This window comes from Bacillus sp. UNC41MFS5 (assembly GCF_000686805.1).
Map to the genome: position 1 here is coordinate 1,434,127 of NZ_KK366017.1, position 16,684 is coordinate 1,450,810.

The 16,684-nt window shown below is 36.6% G+C and carries 18 protein-coding genes; 11 read left to right on the forward strand and 7 right to left on the reverse strand.

Annotated features, from left to right (window positions below):
* Window positions 1-37 precede the first annotated feature (37 nt).
* Window positions 38-649, reverse strand: coding sequence for a cell wall hydrolase (locus tag BR30_RS0123300; RefSeq protein WP_026567105.1), 612 nt, complete (start codon window positions 647-649; stop codon window positions 38-40).
* 285 nt (window positions 650-934) lie between these two features.
* Between BR30_RS0123300 and BR30_RS0123305 the strand changes: the two genes are divergently transcribed.
* The 6 genes from BR30_RS0123305 to BR30_RS0123340 all read left to right on the forward strand — a co-directional run bounded on the left by BR30_RS0123305 (window position 935) and on the right by BR30_RS0123340 (window position 6,290).
* Window positions 935-1,402, forward strand: coding sequence for an SRPBCC family protein (locus tag BR30_RS0123305; RefSeq protein ID WP_026567106.1), 468 nt, complete (start codon window positions 935-937; stop codon window positions 1,400-1,402).
* Between the two features lie 473 nt (window positions 1,403-1,875).
* A complete protein-coding gene (locus BR30_RS0123315; protein WP_026567107.1) occupies window positions 1,876-2,397 on the forward strand; it encodes a cupin domain-containing protein in 522 nt (173 codons plus the stop codon).
* A 528-nt stretch (window positions 2,398-2,925) separates the two neighbouring features.
* Window positions 2,926-3,873 carry a bifunctional helix-turn-helix transcriptional regulator/GNAT family N-acetyltransferase gene (locus tag BR30_RS0123320; RefSeq protein WP_026567108.1) on the forward strand — a complete coding sequence of 316 codons (948 nt, stop codon included), beginning with the start codon at window positions 2,926-2,928 and terminating at the stop codon, window positions 3,871-3,873.
* Window positions 3,874-3,875: 2 nt separating this feature from the next.
* A complete protein-coding gene (locus BR30_RS0123325; protein WP_026567109.1) occupies window positions 3,876-4,412 on the forward strand; it encodes a sugar O-acetyltransferase in 537 nt (178 codons plus the stop codon).
* Between the two features lie 753 nt (window positions 4,413-5,165).
* Window positions 5,166-5,345 carry a hypothetical protein gene (locus BR30_RS0123335; RefSeq protein WP_026567110.1) on the forward strand — a complete coding sequence of 60 codons (180 nt, stop codon included), beginning with the start codon at window positions 5,166-5,168 and terminating at the stop codon, window positions 5,343-5,345.
* Between the two features lie 546 nt (window positions 5,346-5,891).
* A complete protein-coding gene (locus BR30_RS0123340; protein WP_026567111.1) occupies window positions 5,892-6,290 on the forward strand; it encodes a hypothetical protein in 399 nt (132 codons plus the stop codon).
* A 422-nt stretch (window positions 6,291-6,712) separates the two neighbouring features.
* On the opposite strand, the gene BR30_RS0123345 is transcribed toward BR30_RS0123340, so the two are convergent.
* On the reverse strand, window positions 6,713-6,946 hold the full coding sequence (locus tag BR30_RS0123345) for a hypothetical protein (protein ID WP_026567112.1): 234 nt from the start codon (window positions 6,944-6,946) through the stop codon (window positions 6,713-6,715).
* Window positions 6,947-7,155: 209 nt separating this feature from the next.
* Between BR30_RS0123345 and BR30_RS34375 the strand changes: the two genes are divergently transcribed.
* Window positions 7,156-7,887, forward strand: a complete 732-nt coding sequence (locus BR30_RS34375) for a spermidine synthase (protein ID WP_051633739.1) — start codon at window positions 7,156-7,158, stop codon at window positions 7,885-7,887.
* A gap of 332 nt (window positions 7,888-8,219) precedes the next feature.
* Window positions 8,220-8,375 carry a hypothetical protein gene (locus BR30_RS36910; protein ID WP_155928779.1) on the forward strand — a complete coding sequence of 52 codons (156 nt, stop codon included), beginning with the start codon at window positions 8,220-8,222 and terminating at the stop codon, window positions 8,373-8,375.
* 184 nt (window positions 8,376-8,559) lie between these two features.
* Here BR30_RS36910 and BR30_RS0123360 read toward each other — a convergent pair whose 3' ends face one another.
* From BR30_RS0123360 to BR30_RS36170, 3 genes are all read right to left on the reverse strand, one after another.
* Window positions 8,560-9,432: a DMT family transporter gene (locus BR30_RS0123360; protein WP_026567113.1), complete on the reverse strand. Its 873-nt coding sequence runs from the start codon at window positions 9,430-9,432 to the stop codon at window positions 8,560-8,562.
* A gap of 295 nt (window positions 9,433-9,727) precedes the next feature.
* Complete coding sequence (gene ppsA / locus BR30_RS0123365; RefSeq protein ID WP_026567114.1) at window positions 9,728-12,328, reverse strand: phosphoenolpyruvate synthase; 2,601 nt, start codon at window positions 12,326-12,328, stop codon at window positions 9,728-9,730.
* Between the two features lie 237 nt (window positions 12,329-12,565).
* On the reverse strand, window positions 12,566-12,895 hold the full coding sequence (locus BR30_RS36170; RefSeq protein WP_231507777.1) for a helix-turn-helix domain-containing protein: 330 nt from the start codon (window positions 12,893-12,895) through the stop codon (window positions 12,566-12,568).
* Window positions 12,896-13,689: 794 nt separating this feature from the next.
* On the opposite strand from BR30_RS36170, the gene BR30_RS34380 reads away from it, so the two are divergent.
* Window positions 13,690-14,004 (forward strand): DUF192 domain-containing protein, encoded by a 315-nt coding sequence (locus BR30_RS34380; protein ID WP_051633740.1) that lies wholly within the window; start codon window positions 13,690-13,692, stop codon window positions 14,002-14,004.
* Window positions 14,005-14,285: 281 nt separating this feature from the next.
* Complete coding sequence (locus tag BR30_RS36915) at window positions 14,286-14,423, forward strand: hypothetical protein (RefSeq protein WP_155928781.1); 138 nt, start codon at window positions 14,286-14,288, stop codon at window positions 14,421-14,423.
* 108 nt (window positions 14,424-14,531) lie between these two features.
* On the opposite strand, the gene madM is transcribed toward BR30_RS36915, so the two are convergent.
* On the reverse strand, window positions 14,532-15,296 hold the full coding sequence (gene madM, locus BR30_RS0123385) for a malonate transporter subunit MadM (RefSeq protein WP_026567116.1): 765 nt from the start codon (window positions 15,294-15,296) through the stop codon (window positions 14,532-14,534).
* 14 nt (window positions 15,297-15,310) lie between these two features.
* Window positions 15,311-15,727: a malonate transporter subunit MadL gene (gene madL, locus BR30_RS0123390; RefSeq protein ID WP_026567117.1), complete on the reverse strand. Its 417-nt coding sequence runs from the start codon at window positions 15,725-15,727 to the stop codon at window positions 15,311-15,313.
* Between the two features lie 304 nt (window positions 15,728-16,031).
* Here madL and BR30_RS0123395 point away from each other — a divergent pair, with 304 nt between their 5' ends.
* On the forward strand, window positions 16,032-16,679 hold the full coding sequence (locus BR30_RS0123395) for a GntR family transcriptional regulator (RefSeq protein ID WP_026567118.1): 648 nt from the start codon (window positions 16,032-16,034) through the stop codon (window positions 16,677-16,679).
* Window positions 16,680-16,684: the final 5 nt, after the last annotated feature.

The window sequence follows — 16,684 nt, forward strand, 5'->3', positions numbered from 1 at the left end:
CTCTTTTTTATAAAAAAAGGAATAAAGATGTTTCCTTCTATTTTTTAAAGACATGTTGTCCAATAACCAATGTTGTTTTTCTTGAATCGAGCCAACGACTGGTTGCGATAGCGGGATTATAGAAAAATAATGCTCCTGGTGCCAGTTGGCGTTGTTCAAATAATGCTGCTTTAACAGCTTTAATAGATTCCTTATCAGCTGGTTTGTTGATTTCACCATTACTAACAGGTTGAAATTGACCAGGGGCATAAATGACTTCTTTTATGGTGTCCGGAAATTTTTTGCTTTCAACTCTATTAAGTACCACACAAGCCACCGCAATCTTTCCTTCGTAAGGTTCCGTCTGTGCCTCCGCCCGAACTAACCTAGCGAGCAGGTCTATTTCATTGTTTGAAAGACGTATTTTGATGGAATCTTTTTTGGGGGATTCATTAGTAGTATGATGTTTTGTAGTAGCAGCTTTCACACGAATAGAAAGTAGATCAAGGTCATCTTTGTGTGGAGTGATCGCTGCCATCTCTTTTTGATTTATTTTATGTACTTTTAAACTATTAGACAGCGTGTCTCCTTGTTTAATCGGAAAAGCAAAAGCAGGGGAAGCAAATAAAAGTGACGCGAGTAATAGAAATACCATGGTAAGATTTTTCATTTTTCTAGTCCTCCTAGTTAGTTATCGATAAATCTATTACTATGAATGTAATAATAGATTAGTATTACATTTAAGAGAGTTTAGTTTTACAGTTTAGTTACATAGAAATGAGAGCTTGCTTCTAAAAACAAAAACAACGACATCGAATTTTTCGATGTCGTTTTTTATTTGTGTTTTTGAGATTATTTTTTAACAATCCGGACTTTCGTTGAATATAAATAAATGATTGAAATTTTATATAACATGGATGGAGCTTTTTAGCCTATGGTCATAGGAGGGGAAACTTTGAAAATTGAGTACGAGTATACATTCGGATTGCCAAGGAATATTGTATGGAAGTATATAAAGGATGAAAAAGTTCTAAGGAACTCCATCCCTGGATGTAAGTCTTTTATTGAAACATCAAAGGGTGTATACCAAGCGGAATTGGAGATCAAGATGGGTCCGATTCAAGATCTCTTTACTCTTGAGATTCGGCTCGAGGAAAAGAAGTCCGCTTCCTTATACCGGCTTCATGTGAAAGGTAAAGGTAATATCGGTGAAATCGCAGGTAAAGCCGATCTGTATATAAAAGACTTCGAGGGGATGGCTAAACTGCACTGTAAAGCTGAGGCACAGGTAACCGGGGCAATTGTCTTAGCAGGTCAGCGCTTTTTAGAGAGCGGGGCTAACAAGAATATGGAAACATTTTTTCAAAAAGTAGAAAAAGAAATAAAACGAACTCTTTATTATTTGAAACGAAGGAGCAGGTGACCTAGAAAGGTAGTCACTTGCCTTTTTATTTTGAAATTGACTAAAGAGAAACATGAGAAACATAAAGTAAGTGTAATAAAAGATTAACCAATAATTTATAGCAAATTAATACTTCTTTTACATTGGACCATTATTATGAAGTAGTACAAAGATTAAATCATTTTTTGAAATCTACTATGATCCATTAGGAGTGGTTAATATGTTCTCGAAGATTATTAATTGGTTCAAAAATAGTTGGTTTAATAATAGAGAAAATGATACAGATTATTATGGAGAAGATAATGAGTTTGAAGGATTGGAAGGATTTTGAATTCATTAATATCAATAATATCCTTTGTATTTAAGAGTCCTTCTAGGGCTTTTTTTATGCGTTTCTTTCGCAAATCCTCTAGATACTAGATTCGAAGTGGAGATCGTGTGTTAATTATTTCATTCGAATTGGTGCAAATTAGGGAAAAGGAGTGATTACCGTCGTGCATATAAATGAAGTACATAACTGGGTGACCAAGCTAGGACTTTCGCCACATCCAGAAGGAGGGTTTTACAAAAGGACGTTCGAGTCGGATGAACAAATCACAGATAAGGAATTATCCGTGATGTTTGAGGGGCAGCGCAAGTTATATACAAGTATCTACTTTCTATTAACTTCAGATGATGTTTCCCATTTTCACCGGCTCAAGTCTGACGAATTATGGTATTTTCACGCGGGCAGTCCGTTGACGATCCATGTGATCGATGAAAATGGCGAATACCAGGAATTGAAATTAGGATTGAATTTGGAAAAAGGAGAAGTACCTCAAATCCTAGTGAAGAAGAATTCAATCTTTGGATCGTCTGTGATGGAAGAGGATACATTCTCCTTTGTAGGATGTATGGTTTCTCCAGGATTCGAATTTCGAGACTTTGAATTATTTACACAAAACGAACTCATCCAAAAATATCCGAATCATGAGGATATTATTATGAAATTAGCTTACCGGCAGCTTCCAGAGTAAGTTTGAAATTGGAGAATTGAATGGTGTGATTTTGAAAATGTTTAACTTCTGGAATGACTAAGTCGAGTGGAGAGAATAGTGAAGAATATTAGTAGGGGTGAGCAAGTGAATGTTACGTATTTAAAATATACCTGTACTTGATAGGGGAAGATAAGAGTAAAGAAAGAACATCGACACTACATTAAGATACAAATGGGAATCAAAATTACAATTCTAATCATGAACTCGAGCATGCAACCCACTCCTTTCAAAATCATCCTTGTTACCATTATTATAGAAGAGTTTTATTAAAAATAAGTTGATAAGGTGTAAATTTATTGTAAAAAGCCCATCTTAGTTGCCTGATGTCAAAAAAGACTCAGGCTGTTTTTATTTATAATTGAAAAAGGCTATATTGTTCAAAAGTAGTTTCTTTATGATGCATAGTTGAACCGTTCTTGGTGATATATGACATTTAGTTGACTAAATCAACTAAATCCCGTATGCTATTGTTATTGTTAAATATTCTGAATATTAAGGAGGAAATAGATGGAAAAGAATCAATATGTAGAAAAAATTCGGAAATTTAATAGGTATTATGCAAATGTCTTAGGTAAAATTGACCAAGAAATCTATAATAAACCTTTTCCTTTAACAGAAGCACGTGTAATAACTGAAATCAATTTTAGCAATGGTTGTACGGCAACGGAAGTTAGAGAAAATCTTGGAATAGACCGTGGACAAATGAGCAGAATCGTTCAAAAATTTGAGGATGATAACATTATTTTTAAAAAGCAAGCATCAGACGATAAACGCCAATACTTACTTTATCTCACTGACTCTGGTAAAGAAATTTTTAATGACTTAGTTGAAAATGCGAATCACGAAGTTGGAAAAATGATCCAAGAAATATCTAATCGTGATTTGACCAAGCTAATCAGATCCATGGAAACCATAGAATCCATCTTCACTAAAGAACATCCTTCTCAATCAGAAGTATCCATCCGAACTTTTCAACCAGGAGATGTTGGTTTCGTAGCGCACCTTCATGGAACGTTGTACGAAAATACTTATCAGTTTGGACCAGTGTTTGAATATTACGTGATGAAGGGTTTAACTGAATTTATGATCAATACGGATGGAGGAGAGCTGTGGATTGCTGAATTAGATGGTAAAATGGCGGGTTCAATTGCGATTACTAAATTCAATGATCATGTTGCCCAATTAAGATGGTTTATTATGGATGAAAATTATCATGGTATGGGTATAGGTAAGAAACTGATGGACACTGCTATCGATTTCTGTAAAAAACAGGGATACAAACATGTTTTCCTATGGACGGTAAGTATTTTAGAGACTGCAAGATATCTATATCAAAAATATAACTTTATAATAACAGAAGAAAAACAAAATGATGAATGGACTGGATCGAAATTAGTAGAAGAGCGATGGGACCTAGAACTTTCCGATGAAGTAACTGAAAAGAAAGGGGAGTAGGGATGGAAGGTAAAGAGAAGGTATATTACGAACGAGGTACGGATGAACTAAGAATGAAAAATATCCGTGCTCATAAACTTGTTCGAGAATATAACAATTGTCCAATCGAAGATTCAACAAGAAAAGAGGAAATTATTAAGGAATTGTTTGGAAGTGTAGGAGTAAATCCAAGTATTGAACATAATTTCCATTGTGACTTGGGATACAACATTCACGTTGGAGAGAATTTCTATGCTGGATATAACTGTACGATATTAGATATGGCAAAAGTAACGATTGGTGATAACTGCATGATTGGTCCTAATGTTGGACTATACACGGCAGGTCATTCAATCGAATCAAAAGATCGGAACAAGAGTGGTTATGCGATTCCAATAAAGATAGGAAATGATGTCTGGATTGGCGGAAGTTGTGTTATCTTACCGGGAATCAAAATTGGAGATAATTCAATAATTGCTGCTGGTTCTGTTGTTACGAAAGATGTATCCACTAATTCAATAGTGGCGGGAAATCCTGCAAAGATAATAAAAAATATTTAATGTAATACTAACAAACGATAGGAACTACAAGAACCTGAGACTTTTTTCTGTCTCAGGTTTTCTTAGGTTAAGTAATGGATTTTTGCTTGGAGCGGCCTTGTCTTAACTTTTCCTTGATGTACTACCTAGTGCAATATATCTCAAATAATGGAGCTTTTTAATTAAATGAAATCTTGTGTAAAATTACACTTCAAAAACCCCTCTATGAGCGAATATTAGAGCTTTATGAGCGAATATTTGGTTTCTATGAGCGAATATTGGGCTTTTATGAGCAAATCAAAGAAGCAACAATTTATTAGAAAATAGTTTTTCTAAAAGATTGTTGCTTTCAGATTATGTTCTAATTGTTAGCAGGTTTAAAACTTCAACTGCCGCAGGAACAGGGGAGCAAGGGACGTATCTAGCACTAATGATAGGGGAATAAACCTAATGTGGTACTGTCAAAAATAAATTGACTGGACACCAATTTAAAGGGTGAGTGATTTTGAATGATAAAAATCAAGAGCGTGATGTTTATGTAGCCTTCGCTGACCTAACAAGACGTAAATTGCTACATATATTGGCAGATGCAGATGAGTTACCTCTTCACGATATTAGTTTTAATAAAGCACACACGAACCTTGTATTTTATCTGGAATAAGTTATGATTCTAAATGAAGAGCCAATACAGCATTTCTAGTATACTCATATAAGGATTAATTCATTGTATATGACAGATTATTTAAAAATCTAGGGGAGTAACTAGGAAAGATCATGAAAATATATAAGCTAAAGAATGATTTTAAAGGTATGAAAAAGGGAACACAATTTTATTTGATTGCTGAATCTGAATTTATCGGTGTCAAAGATTTTGTTTTACGAACGAAAGACTTAGCAATTAGGATATCAATTAATGAAAGGGAGCTTCATAAAGATTTTATTTTATTGAAATAATGGTGAACGGTTTAACTAGTTAATTCTATTAAAGTTAATAGAACAAGGGTTTTGAGCAGAGCCTGCTTTTTGTAAAGTTTTAGAGTTAGAAGGAGACCCATTTGAGTAACTTTTAGACTACGGTAGAAATATGGGGATGATTTAATTTACTTATTCTTTGACGTGGGCCTTTCTTTGAAAAGACACCATCGGGCGCTATCCTGTAACAAGGAAAAGCGTCTGAATTAATTTTAGGGCCATGGCTATGTCTGCTTTTATGGCATTATTGTATTAGTTTGCTTTGTGAAAACAAACGCCGTACTATTACGGGAATCTACAGAAGAACTTTATTTTTATAAGAAAATGTTATCTATAATTGGGTGATTTCACTGGACAGCCGTCCAATTCCCAGCGAGTACATCTACATATTTATACAAGAAGGTTCTATATCTGAATAATATTTATAATTCTCAAACTTACGAAATGGGGTGAACCATGAATTTGAATTAAAAATGAAAGTTGGACATGAAAAGACACGATAGCATGGAGGGAGGTTTACAAATTACAATGAAAGAAAAAAAGAAGCGACATAAGGAAAAACCAGTAAGCGAAAAAAGTAGAAAACCTAAAAAACATAAACACCGTAGATCGACAATTTCTCCCAAAACAGAAGAGATCGGTCAAATAGCCAAAACTGATCCTAATTTACCCACTGATACTCCTTCAGACTTCTTGGAGCAGGATATGCCCATCACTGAAAAATTAATCATTAATGAAACTAAGGAGATCTTTTCCCTCTCTACTTACTCACCTATTACCATAGTTTTTAACGGAATCACGATTAAATTTGACTTTCGTTGTCTTAAAATATCCACGAATGAACTGCCTGCTGATGAAGTACTCCCATTTATTGAAAAATGTTTAAACAATTGGTTGATTCAGTTATGTTTCATGGAAAATTCTTAGAGGGAAGAATGCCCTTCTCATAATTAGATAGGAAGGGGTGATAAAAACTCCGTTTTCCTGTACCACCGTCCGTGCCATAATGTAGTCAGTGATTCTCTAAACTTAAAAGGAGACATCGAAGTCCTAGGGATAATCAGTATTTCCTAGGACTTTATATAGTGAGGTGATGACAGTGAAGGCTCTGTTCAAGTTTTGGCTTTGCAGGGTTCATCTTTAAGGATCTTTCGATTGGATTAGCCTCAAATTTGATTAGCATTTCTGTTTCAAGCGTTCTCCTCATTCTTCCTTAATGATTCCCTATTAGATAGCTACCCTTGCTTTTGCAACACTGCCCCTTTAGAATCTCTAGCCTATTGACTTGTTTAACTGAGTGTACATAAAAAGAAGGAAGGGGGGACCCCCTTCCTTCTCTACTTAATTAATTATGCACGTGGTAAAAGATTTCCTAACAAGTTACCAACAGCACCTGCAACTTGCTCAACATTAGCTTGTTGTGCGGCTGTTAGAGTGCCAGAACCAGGATTGGAAATTCGAAGGCACAAATCTTCAAGGTCGATGTGAATTCCTAACAAGACAATATGAACTCCTCCAGGAATACTCACACAAAGAATGTCTGTATCTGCACAACAACTTTCACATTGTTGAGGTTGACCCATATAATCAACTCCTTTCTTTATGAAGTTAATATATTTGTATGAAAAAGCTTGTCCACTTGGTATAGATGTTTTCATTATTTTATTAATATAATAATTCTTCAAACCTTTTTTTGAACAACACGTACTCTCATGTTACTTGTTTATACAAATAAAAAACCCTATGAATACTCTATATAGTACATCATCCAATTAATCAAGGAGTGTCATAGATGAATCAAATAGTTTATAAGGGATCAAGCCCTTTCCAAAACATTACGGTTCTAGATAGAAGCAGGTTTGGCGGGATGCACGGCAGTTTTCGCTTACTTAAATTTACTGAAGATATTGTTCAGGGAGTGATCGATTTGGAGAATCCATCCCGTTTGGTGCTGTCGTACTCCCGTACTGTAGTGGATCTTATTGATCACTACGCACCTGATTTCAAAGCAGGTTTCATAATCGGACATGGAATTGGTGTAATAAGTTCATATTATTCAAGTAGAAATTTGGTAACTGCAGAGATTGATCCATTAGTAGTCGAATTATCCAAAAAGTATTTTGGTTATTTGGGCAATAAAATCGATATTGGAGACGGACGTGAGCTATTGAAAAAACAGGTGGACAAATCTCAGGATATCATTTTCTTAGATGCCTACAATGAAAATAATATCCCAGTTCACCTAACCACCCAAGAATTTTTCTTTCTAACGAGTCAAAAATTGACCAAAGATGGAATCCTATTTGTCAATTATATTGGAAGGGTCAAGGGTGATGAAATATTGCCAAAATTGTTTGCGACAATTTCCAGCGTTTATCCTTATGTGAAGGTGTTTGCTCCTCAGCCACAGAGAAGAATTTTACAAAATATTTTTTTTGTTGCAAGCCAACAAGTTCTGGAAGACTATTCACCGCTTGAGGCGAGTCCTATACAAGTTATTGGCGGAGAAGTACTTAGTGATTAGGAGAAGTATACTAATGGATTAGTTTGATACTTTAAACGGATTTAGGTTTCCTTAAACAAATGAACTAAGCTGTTTAGCCTATTTTGGAGAGGTTTTAAGGGGATTAAAAAATAAAATGATTCCTTAATAATTTGTCCTTATCAAAAAATCGTCCTTTTGCATTTAATATAATGTGAAGAAAATCTCACTTTTGTCTGGTGTATTTTTTCCAACAATTGTACAAGCTTTTTTGTCGACCTCTATCGGTCAGCCAAAAAATATTCGAACAACTCTAATGTTATAACCGACCAACACCAGTGGTGTTTTAAATTAATATGAAGGAGGTGAACTTTATGGGATGTGGTTGTAATGGCAAGCAAAATAAAACCAATGCAAGCCAAAATCAAACCTATAAAAAATACCTACAAAATGATACGAAGTATAAAAGTCAAGGAAAAAGCAATTCAACCAATATAAATAGTGAAAAAGAGGAAAATGATAAAAAATAAAGGTCGTTGGAATGCGTTAAGAAGTGGAATGTAAAGAAAGGGAAGAAAGAAAGGCAGAGTGATCTATCTTTCTTTCTTTTTTTACACTCATTAATAGATTTATAGCTATATCTTAGATGATTTAACACAGTGCTGTTACACATGAACCCCTTCAGATAAAATTGAGGGGGGTTTTTAAATACTATTATTTTTCTTTGATAACGAATAAAACACCTATGAGAATTAGGATTGAGCCTATCCAAAACATCACATCTATGTTCTCTCCTAATATAAGCCAGCCAAGCAATGCTCCAACCACGGGTTGAAAGAAGAAAAATATCCCCCCGCTTGAGGCGTTAAGCATTTGTAATCCACGATTCCAAAGTAGAAATCCACATGCCGTTGAGATAATGCCCAAATACAAGACTCCTCCCCAAATAGTTGGGTGAGTCAATTGAGAGATATTAATTGCGTGTAACCGTGGCAAAACAAAAGGTGTCAACACGATTAGGGCTACCAAGATGGAGTAGGTGGTTACCACAATTTGTGAATAATCGCTTGGCAACCGCTTTACGAGTACAGACATGAGTGCCCATGTTAAAGCTGCAATTATTAGTGCTATCCCTCCAAGTGTATCGGACATGTTCACGTCACCAATTCCAACGATGAGAAGCACTCCGATTGTCGCTAAACTAACGGAGATACCCTTTTTTAATGTCAACCGTTCATTAAGGAGTAAGCGAGCAAAAATAACCATAAATGCAGGTGTTGAAGAAGTGATAATGGCTCCCATCTGTGCTGTGGAAAGCATAGTACCAGTTTCCTGAGCCACAATTGAAATGGCATTACCAATGATTCCAATGGCTATGATTATTAAGATATATCGTTTTTCGATTCGCCATTTTTGCCTTGTTATCAAGCCGATTATAAGAAGTGCGACAATAGCCACTAAATATCGCAACCATACAAGTTCCAGTGGGGGTATGACCGCTACTACAACTTTAACAACAACATACATGCCGCCCCAAATACTTGAAGCAAAAATTAAATATAAAGAACCTAATAAGGTGTTTTTCATTTATTGTACCCTCCGTCTTTTGTTTAGGTCATGAAAGCCCCTAACGGAGAGAAGTAGTCACCTTCACTCCATTAAGAGCAGAAGCGTGCTACTGGTACATCATTTTCAAATAATGGAGTCCTATACATTTAGATTCACCTCTAGTCCAATCTACTACAATTTTCTTTTTTTATTATAGCAACATTATTCAGCCTGTGTCATTCATTAACGATTATCGGAATCTAACGTTTTATTGGAATAGACTTCGGTAACCACAGGAGCGGTACTACTAATTAAACCTAGACGTATTCAGTATTTACAATATTTCGATATATCCTTCTGTTCCATGCACACGAATTCGTTGGCCGTCTTTTATCAGTTTGGTCGCATTCTCCACTCCGACAACTGCTGGTAATCCATATTCACGTGCGATAACGGCGCCATGGGTCATTAGGCCGCCAACTTCGGTGACGAGACCTTTTATGGATACAAACAATGGTGTCCAGCTAGGGTCAGTAAAGGCTGTAACTAAGATATCTCCATCTTCTAGATTTGCATCTTCCATTTTTAGGATGACGCGTGCTCTTCCTTCTATCACTCCGGAAGAAACCGGCAGACCTACAATCGCTTCGGCTGGGAGATTTTCTCGTTTGTACTCACCTGAGAGTGTTTCACCATCAGACGTGATCACACGTGGGGGAGTCAGTCTTTCATATAATTTGTACTCGTCTTTTCGTTTGTTAATGATCTGGTAATCCAATTTATTTGTGTGTACGACTTCGTGAAGTTCTTCAAAAGTGAGATAGTATATATCTTCTTTTTCATGAATAACATCCGCCAGTGCGAGTTGTTCGGCTTCTTTAAGTAAAGCCTGCTTATAAATGAAGTAGCGATTAATCATGCCGTATTTTGGATATTCTCGGTAACCGATGTAATTCCGGATAAGGTCGATCATGCGTTTTGTTTCCTTGGCTTTTTGTTCACCATCCGGTAATTTCTTCAATCGATGTAAAATCTCTTGTTCTTTTTTCAAAGCTTCCTGTAGTCCATGCTCGAATTTACGATTGCTGGCATTAGGCTCAAAGTTTTTGATGTTACCCAGAATCATAGGGACAAGTATAATTGGTTTTTCGCTCCAACGTGTTCTTGTAATATCAATTTCACCGGCACATCTCATTCCATATTTGTTGAGAAAAGTATTGAAAGCGTCTCGGGTTTCTCTTCCTCCTTCAAACTTATCCAGTTCATCCAAAAAGTTTTCATCTTTTACATGATGTAAATAATCAATTACTTCCGGATAAGGACGAATCACATCGGCGACATCCAATAGCGCTAGACCCATTTCTGAAGTAATATTGTTTGGCACAGATTGAGAAAGTGTGTCTGCTGCGTTTTTTTCACCTAACCACTCGTTCATTTTTTCATTGACCCATGTTGAAGCATTCATAGCTGCCATAAATACACGCGAACTCTGTGGGTTAAATAAAATCTTCTTTAATTCCTGGATATCATCTAGAATAAAATGAAATAAATCCAATCCTGATTTCGTTTGGATGTTTTGTTTTAACTCTTCTATCGACGTTTGAGTACTCTTGATCAATTCAATAACGATTGCCGGATCGTTTTCGATTTCTGCAAGCATATCTGTATTGTTTCTGCTGGGTCTTGGTGATATTTCATCATTTGGTACCGATTTTATAAAATCTCCTCGTTCTACTACGGTCATAAGTGCGTCTTTCATGAGCGGATCGTGTTGTTCCATGGCATTTAATAACATTTCTCTACTAACTGGTGAAGCCAGATGAGGTGTGACATCAACAAACAGCCTGCCGCCAGCTTTACGCATCGGTGCAGGAGTCGTTAACAGGAAAAATGACAATCCCAATGGTTTCATAGAATCGGTCATCATTTGTTGATGACCAACAGATACATAGACGTGATTTTCTTGATCATTCGATTCAGGGAAGGGGAATAAAGTAGTGATGGGACGACTTTGGACGATAAAAAAGGTATCATCAACCAAACACCATTCGATATCTTGTGGGCAACCAAAATAAGCTTCGATCTGTCTTCCAATGCGTGCTAGTTTTAAAATTTGTTGGTCAGTAAGTGTTTGCGTCTGTTGCTGATCAAAATCGATCTCGTGTGTCTCTGTTCCGCCTTCTTTCCGTCCATAGATAGCCAATTTTTTTGATGCTATCCTCTTTTCGACAATTTCCCGATCCTGTACTTTATAACAATCGGCAGACACCAAGCCGGAGACCAGTGCTTCACCAAGTCCAAAACTGGCATCGATGGATAGTAACTTTCGGCTAGAGGTTAGTGGATCAGCGGTAAATAAAATCCCAGAGGCCTGTGGGAAAACCATCTTTTGAATGATAACGGATAAATATATTTGACTGTGGTCAAATCCGTTTTGCATACGGTAAATCACGGCACGATCCGTAAATAGGGAAGCCCAGCATTTTCTGATATGCAGAAAGATGGCTTCTTTTCCAATGATATTTAAATAGGTGTCATGTTGACCGGCAAAAGAGGAATGTGGTAAATCTTCAGCAGTCGCACTTGAACGGACGGCATAAGCATGTTCATCGCCATACTGGGAGAGATTGTGAGCAACGGCTTTGACAACATCGGAAGGAATTTCTACTTCCATAAGGATTTGTCGAATCTTCCTGCTGATTTCACCAATTTGATCTCGATCCTCTACGGTTAGCATTGTTAGTTGATCCAACAATGCTTGAAACGCTTCGTTTTGTTCGATGGCTTTCTGATATCCCACTGTTGTAACACAAAATCCTTCAGGTACTTGTATTTCTTGAATTTTTGATAATTCACCTAAATTTAACCCTTTTCCGCCAACGAGCAAAAGCTCTGTTTTTTCCATTTCCTGAAAACCGAGAACCAAAGAACTCATTCTACATCTCTCCTAACCATCAATGTGCTATTGATTTTAGCAGTAGTAACTGAGAATAAAAAGTCTATATTGACCATTTTTTATCTGTTATAATTAAAGTAGGAAGAGTTCAATTATAAAAAAAATAGCAAGTCCTTAACATATAGTTAACTGGTGCCCCTGTTTATCCTCTCGAATGCCTCTCATATACCCTTAACCTTCAATAAGATTTATTATCAAACTATCTTTTTTTCATACTTAATTTAAAGTCAAGGCAGCTTTCTTTCGATAATCCTGAGGTGTCAAACCCGTTTCCTTACGAAAAACATATGAAAAATAGCTCGCACTTTGAAAACCACACACCATCGCTATTTCACTGATCGATCTATTTGTCTCCAGCAGCATCTCACAGCTCTTTTGAATACGGTATCGTACCAAATAGGTGTTGGGTGTTTGACCAATATGATTACTGAACAACTCACAACATCTGCTCCTACATATAGAACCCGCGGCTGCAATATCATCAAGTGTTATCTTATGGTCATAGTGATGATGGATGAATCCAGTCATTTCCCAACAGCCATCCATGACTGATCATCGTTAAGATGCCCAGAAACTTTTTGGATATGGTCTCCTATACAGGCGCAAAGAGACGTAGCCTGTGAAAGAAGACGAAGTGGATTGCGGCACTGTGACCCATCAGGTTAGCATAACTGGCCTCTACCCCTTGGATAGGCATGACGAAGGAATGAGAGGGCAATTTGACCCGTTGAGACATGGGAGGGAAAGCCTCCAGGGGCGGCGTGGAGATGTACATTATATGGTAAAATATGGAGTGGTAGCTGACTCCTTTATTTAACTATGCCTTCACGAAGCCAAAATGATCTGAACTCATTTCATTTATCTGTAACTCCAAATACAAGGGTTATGAAATCCTGCGAATAAGTGAGCATTCGAGAGATATACGTATCAAACTGAGGGAGTTGAACAAGAAAAATAAAAAACATTCTAAATTGAATGCAGCTGCCAGACTTGGTGGCTTTTTTTATTGCACTAACGAAAGCAGCTTAGTTGAATAAAGCTGCCTTAATCTTTTTATAAATTGTAGATGTGATTAATGAAAATAAAGTATTAAATGTATAACCATTAAATAAGTATAGGAAGTGTAAAGGAGTTTACCTCGTTGTTTTTTTCTTCTTTTTTCGTTTTATCTCCAACTTTCTTCCTATTAATTATAAAGGGAAAAGACAAGGAGGGTGAATAGGTTGAAAAATCGATTTAAATGAATCGGTTTTCTTCTTCGTCAAGAAAAAGAAGCAAGTCTTCAAACAAAAATAATTAAAGTATCTAATGGAGAAAGGACAACTAAATTAACCGTTCAAGTGGCAGATACTCAAGAAAAAAGAGATAAGGGATTAATGTTTGTTGGAAAATTACCCAAAAACGAGGGGATGCTATTTGTGTTTTCAAGAAAAACATATGGCGGTTTTTGGATGAAAAACACCTTAATTCCTTTATCTATTGCATTTCTTGATTCAGATGGGAAAATTCTAAAAATATTAGATTTGGTCCCTTGTAAAGAGGATGAATGTCCTACTTATGATCCGGAACTTTTTTATCATTATGCAATCGAAGTAAATCTTGGATGGTTTGAAAAGAATCAAATCAAAGTAGGAGATTTTGTAAAACTTGATTAAAATCACCTCACCTCTATGAGTTCTTAGAGGTGGGGTGATTTTTTAAAAGATATTCGACTTTCTTCAGTTTTCCCCTTAGAGGAAATGATCCTCGCTACGTCACTGAATTTTCATTTGAAATGAAAAAGATTTGAAGATACATTCTTCATAATAATCATTATCGATGTTTTTGCTGAAATAACTATGCCATATAAAGACAACGTACTAAGCGGACATAAAATCTTCGTTACTGCTACATACTATAGTTATCAAAATATTTTAATGAATTGAGGGTTTTGAAAATGAATGAAATGAGAAATACGAATCAAGTAGAAGAAGTAAATAAACACCTTAAAGAAATTCCCAAGGAAGTTGAAGAAAGAAGAATTAAAAATCAGCCTCAAACTGGTAAAAACGAGAAAGCCATTGAGCCGTTTTAAGCACATAAGAATTGTAGGTTTGCCACAAGTCTGAACTGTCGTGGTAAACAATAATAAAAGAGTATGGGGAATTTTCCCATACTCTGCTTTTATTTTAATGAAGAGAGGTTATCCAAATATGAACTTAGTAGCCAAGAACAACACGGATGGACATAACAGACATCCTATACCTGTGTGAAACGTCGCTCCCATAGCACCATAAGGCACCAATTTAGGATTTGTTGCAGCTAGTCCGCCGGCAACACCGCTGGCAGTTCCCATGGCTCCGCCAAAAATAATAGCGGTTCTGGGATTGGTTAGACCCACAAACTTTGCCATATACGGTGTCGTAAGCATCACGGTAATGGATTTAATCACTCCTGCTGCAATACTAAGGGCCATTACCGTAGAATTTGCACCAATCGCTGCACCTGTAACAGGTCCAACAATATAAGTAATGGCACCTGCTCCAATGGTGGTTAAGCTGACTGGATCCTTGTAACCGAAGGCTAAAGCTACGGTAACCCCGACAATGAAAGGAACGACAGTACCGACCAAGAGAGAAATCAGGCCAATTAAACCGACTTTTTTTATTTCCTCAAACCTTGCTCCAAAAACAGTGGCAACAATGGCAAAATCACGGAGCATGCCTCCACCCATTAAGCCTATCCCTGAGAATAATGAAATATCAGCAAGACCTTTTTCGCCGCCGGTACTTAGCCCGCCGAAATAGGCAAGGACTAACCCAATTATAATAGCAATAGCGGAACCATGCACTCTGCCTCTGGTAAACCTGCTCGAAATAAAATGGGAAATGTACATCGTAATTCCAATAACCGCAAATGCAGTAATAAGACCGTTATTCATCAATGAATTAAAAAACACTTCAAGCATTTATTTCCCCCCTATTATTTTGCTTTTAACTTCAAATTAGGTTCCATTAGACCTTCTTCTAAATCATTACTATCTTCCTTTTTTCCTACTTTATCTAAAAGCGGAATAAGTAAAAACATAATAATCACCGTAATAACCCCAGCAAGCAAGGCTAATGGCCCACCTTTTACCGCTGCAATTACGTTTTGCTGTGCAGCCATGGCGACAACAATTGGAATATACATAGCTCCCCAGAATTTCAAGCCCTCCTGTGACTTGATATTTAACTTCCCATTCTTAGTTAAGTATTCAATAAGCAGGAGTAGCATAAAAATGGAGATCCCTACACCACCTACGTTCGCCTTAACCCCAATTAGCTTTCCTAACAGATCTCCCAAGATTTGGCCTACTAAATAGGCAAAGGATAATAACGCAACACCATAAATGACCATAAAACATCTCCTTTTCGATTTTTTTGTGTTAGACAGATGGGACAAAATCTGTAATGCGGAGGAAAAAAACCAGATGTCGGTCTAGACTAAGATGAGAGATTGAATGCCTATGAGTTGGGGAAGCGTTTGCAAAATAGAAATCTACAGTCGACTGTATTCCTAGAATCCATAATAAAATGAGTGGAAACAAAGTGTCAATTTATTTTTTGTAATTTTCTAAAAATATTGAATAATAAAAAATACCGAGTTATAATGATTAGAAATCGACAGTCGACCAAATTTACTCAGTAAAGGAGAATGGATCATGAAATCTAAATTTGCTCAAAATGCGCTATCCAATCATATCGCCGAACATATAACCGAGCAAATCATAAAGGGAGAGTTAGGGCCGGGGGATAAGCTGGTCGAACATATTTATGCAGAGGAGTATGGAACAAGCCGCGCTCCAGTAAGGGAGGCAATTTATTTACTGTCAATTGAAGGACTTGTGGAAAGAATCCCGCGGAAAGGAGCGGTTGTAAAGGACTACACGGAGAATGAAATTTATGACCTTCTTGAAATACGCAATATGCTTGAAACGATGGCCATCGAACGGATTCAGCGAAACGGGATCGATCAGGAATGCCTTCAAAAAATGGCTGCTATTTTAAAAGAAATGAAGGATATTACTGATGTTCATCAGTATACCCAATTAAATCACTCCTTTCATATGAAACTGGTGGAAATGAGTAAAAGTGAAACCATTAAAACGATGTATTCCCGCTTGGGTTGGCCTCTGCTTAGGATCCAGAGTCTTTCGTTCGCAAGTCAAGGAAACATTGAAAAATCAGTAAACGAACACGAAATGTTAATTGACCTTTTAACAAAGGGCAATATAGCAGAAGCCGCTAATCTTTTAAACTCTCATAACCAAGATGTTATCTCAAGTATTCAAAGAAAGTTAGCTCAATAAAAGGT

What these genes read in the sequence shown, in the direction of transcription:
- BR30_RS0123300 (WP_026567105.1), bottom strand. Translation starts at nt 649, where the DNA reads ATGAAAAATCTTACCATGGTATTTCTATTACTCGCGTCACTTTTATTT.
- BR30_RS0123320 (WP_026567108.1), top strand. Translation starts at nt 2,926, where the DNA reads ATGGAAAAGAATCAATATGTAGAAAAAATTCGGAAATTTAATAGGTAT.
- BR30_RS0123325 (WP_026567109.1), top strand. Translation starts at nt 3,876, where the DNA reads ATGGAAGGTAAAGAGAAGGTATATTACGAACGAGGTACGGATGAACTA.
- BR30_RS0123335 (WP_026567110.1), top strand. Translation starts at nt 5,166, where the DNA reads ATGAAAATATATAAGCTAAAGAATGATTTTAAAGGTATGAAAAAGGGA.
- BR30_RS0123340 (WP_026567111.1), top strand. Translation starts at nt 5,892, where the DNA reads ATGAAAGAAAAAAAGAAGCGACATAAGGAAAAACCAGTAAGCGAAAAA.
- BR30_RS0123345 (WP_026567112.1), bottom strand. Translation starts at nt 6,946, where the DNA reads ATGGGTCAACCTCAACAATGTGAAAGTTGTTGTGCAGATACAGACATT.
- BR30_RS34375 (WP_051633739.1), top strand. Translation starts at nt 7,156, where the DNA reads ATGAATCAAATAGTTTATAAGGGATCAAGCCCTTTCCAAAACATTACG.
- BR30_RS36910 (WP_155928779.1), top strand. Translation starts at nt 8,220, where the DNA reads ATGGGATGTGGTTGTAATGGCAAGCAAAATAAAACCAATGCAAGCCAA.
- BR30_RS0123360 (WP_026567113.1), bottom strand. Translation starts at nt 9,432, where the DNA reads ATGAAAAACACCTTATTAGGTTCTTTATATTTAATTTTTGCTTCAAGT.
- ppsA (WP_026567114.1), bottom strand. Translation starts at nt 12,328, where the DNA reads ATGAGTTCTTTGGTTCTCGGTTTTCAGGAAATGGAAAAAACAGAGCTT.
- BR30_RS36170 (WP_231507777.1), bottom strand. Translation starts at nt 12,895, where the DNA reads ATGGATGGCTGTTGGGAAATGACTGGATTCATCCATCATCACTATGAC.
- BR30_RS36915 (WP_155928781.1), top strand. Translation starts at nt 14,286, where the DNA reads ATGAATGAAATGAGAAATACGAATCAAGTAGAAGAAGTAAATAAACAC.
- madM (WP_026567116.1), bottom strand. Translation starts at nt 15,296, where the DNA reads ATGCTTGAAGTGTTTTTTAATTCATTGATGAATAACGGTCTTATTACT.
- madL (WP_026567117.1), bottom strand. Translation starts at nt 15,727, where the DNA reads ATGGTCATTTATGGTGTTGCGTTATTATCCTTTGCCTATTTAGTAGGC.
- BR30_RS0123395 (WP_026567118.1), top strand. Translation starts at nt 16,032, where the DNA reads ATGAAATCTAAATTTGCTCAAAATGCGCTATCCAATCATATCGCCGAA.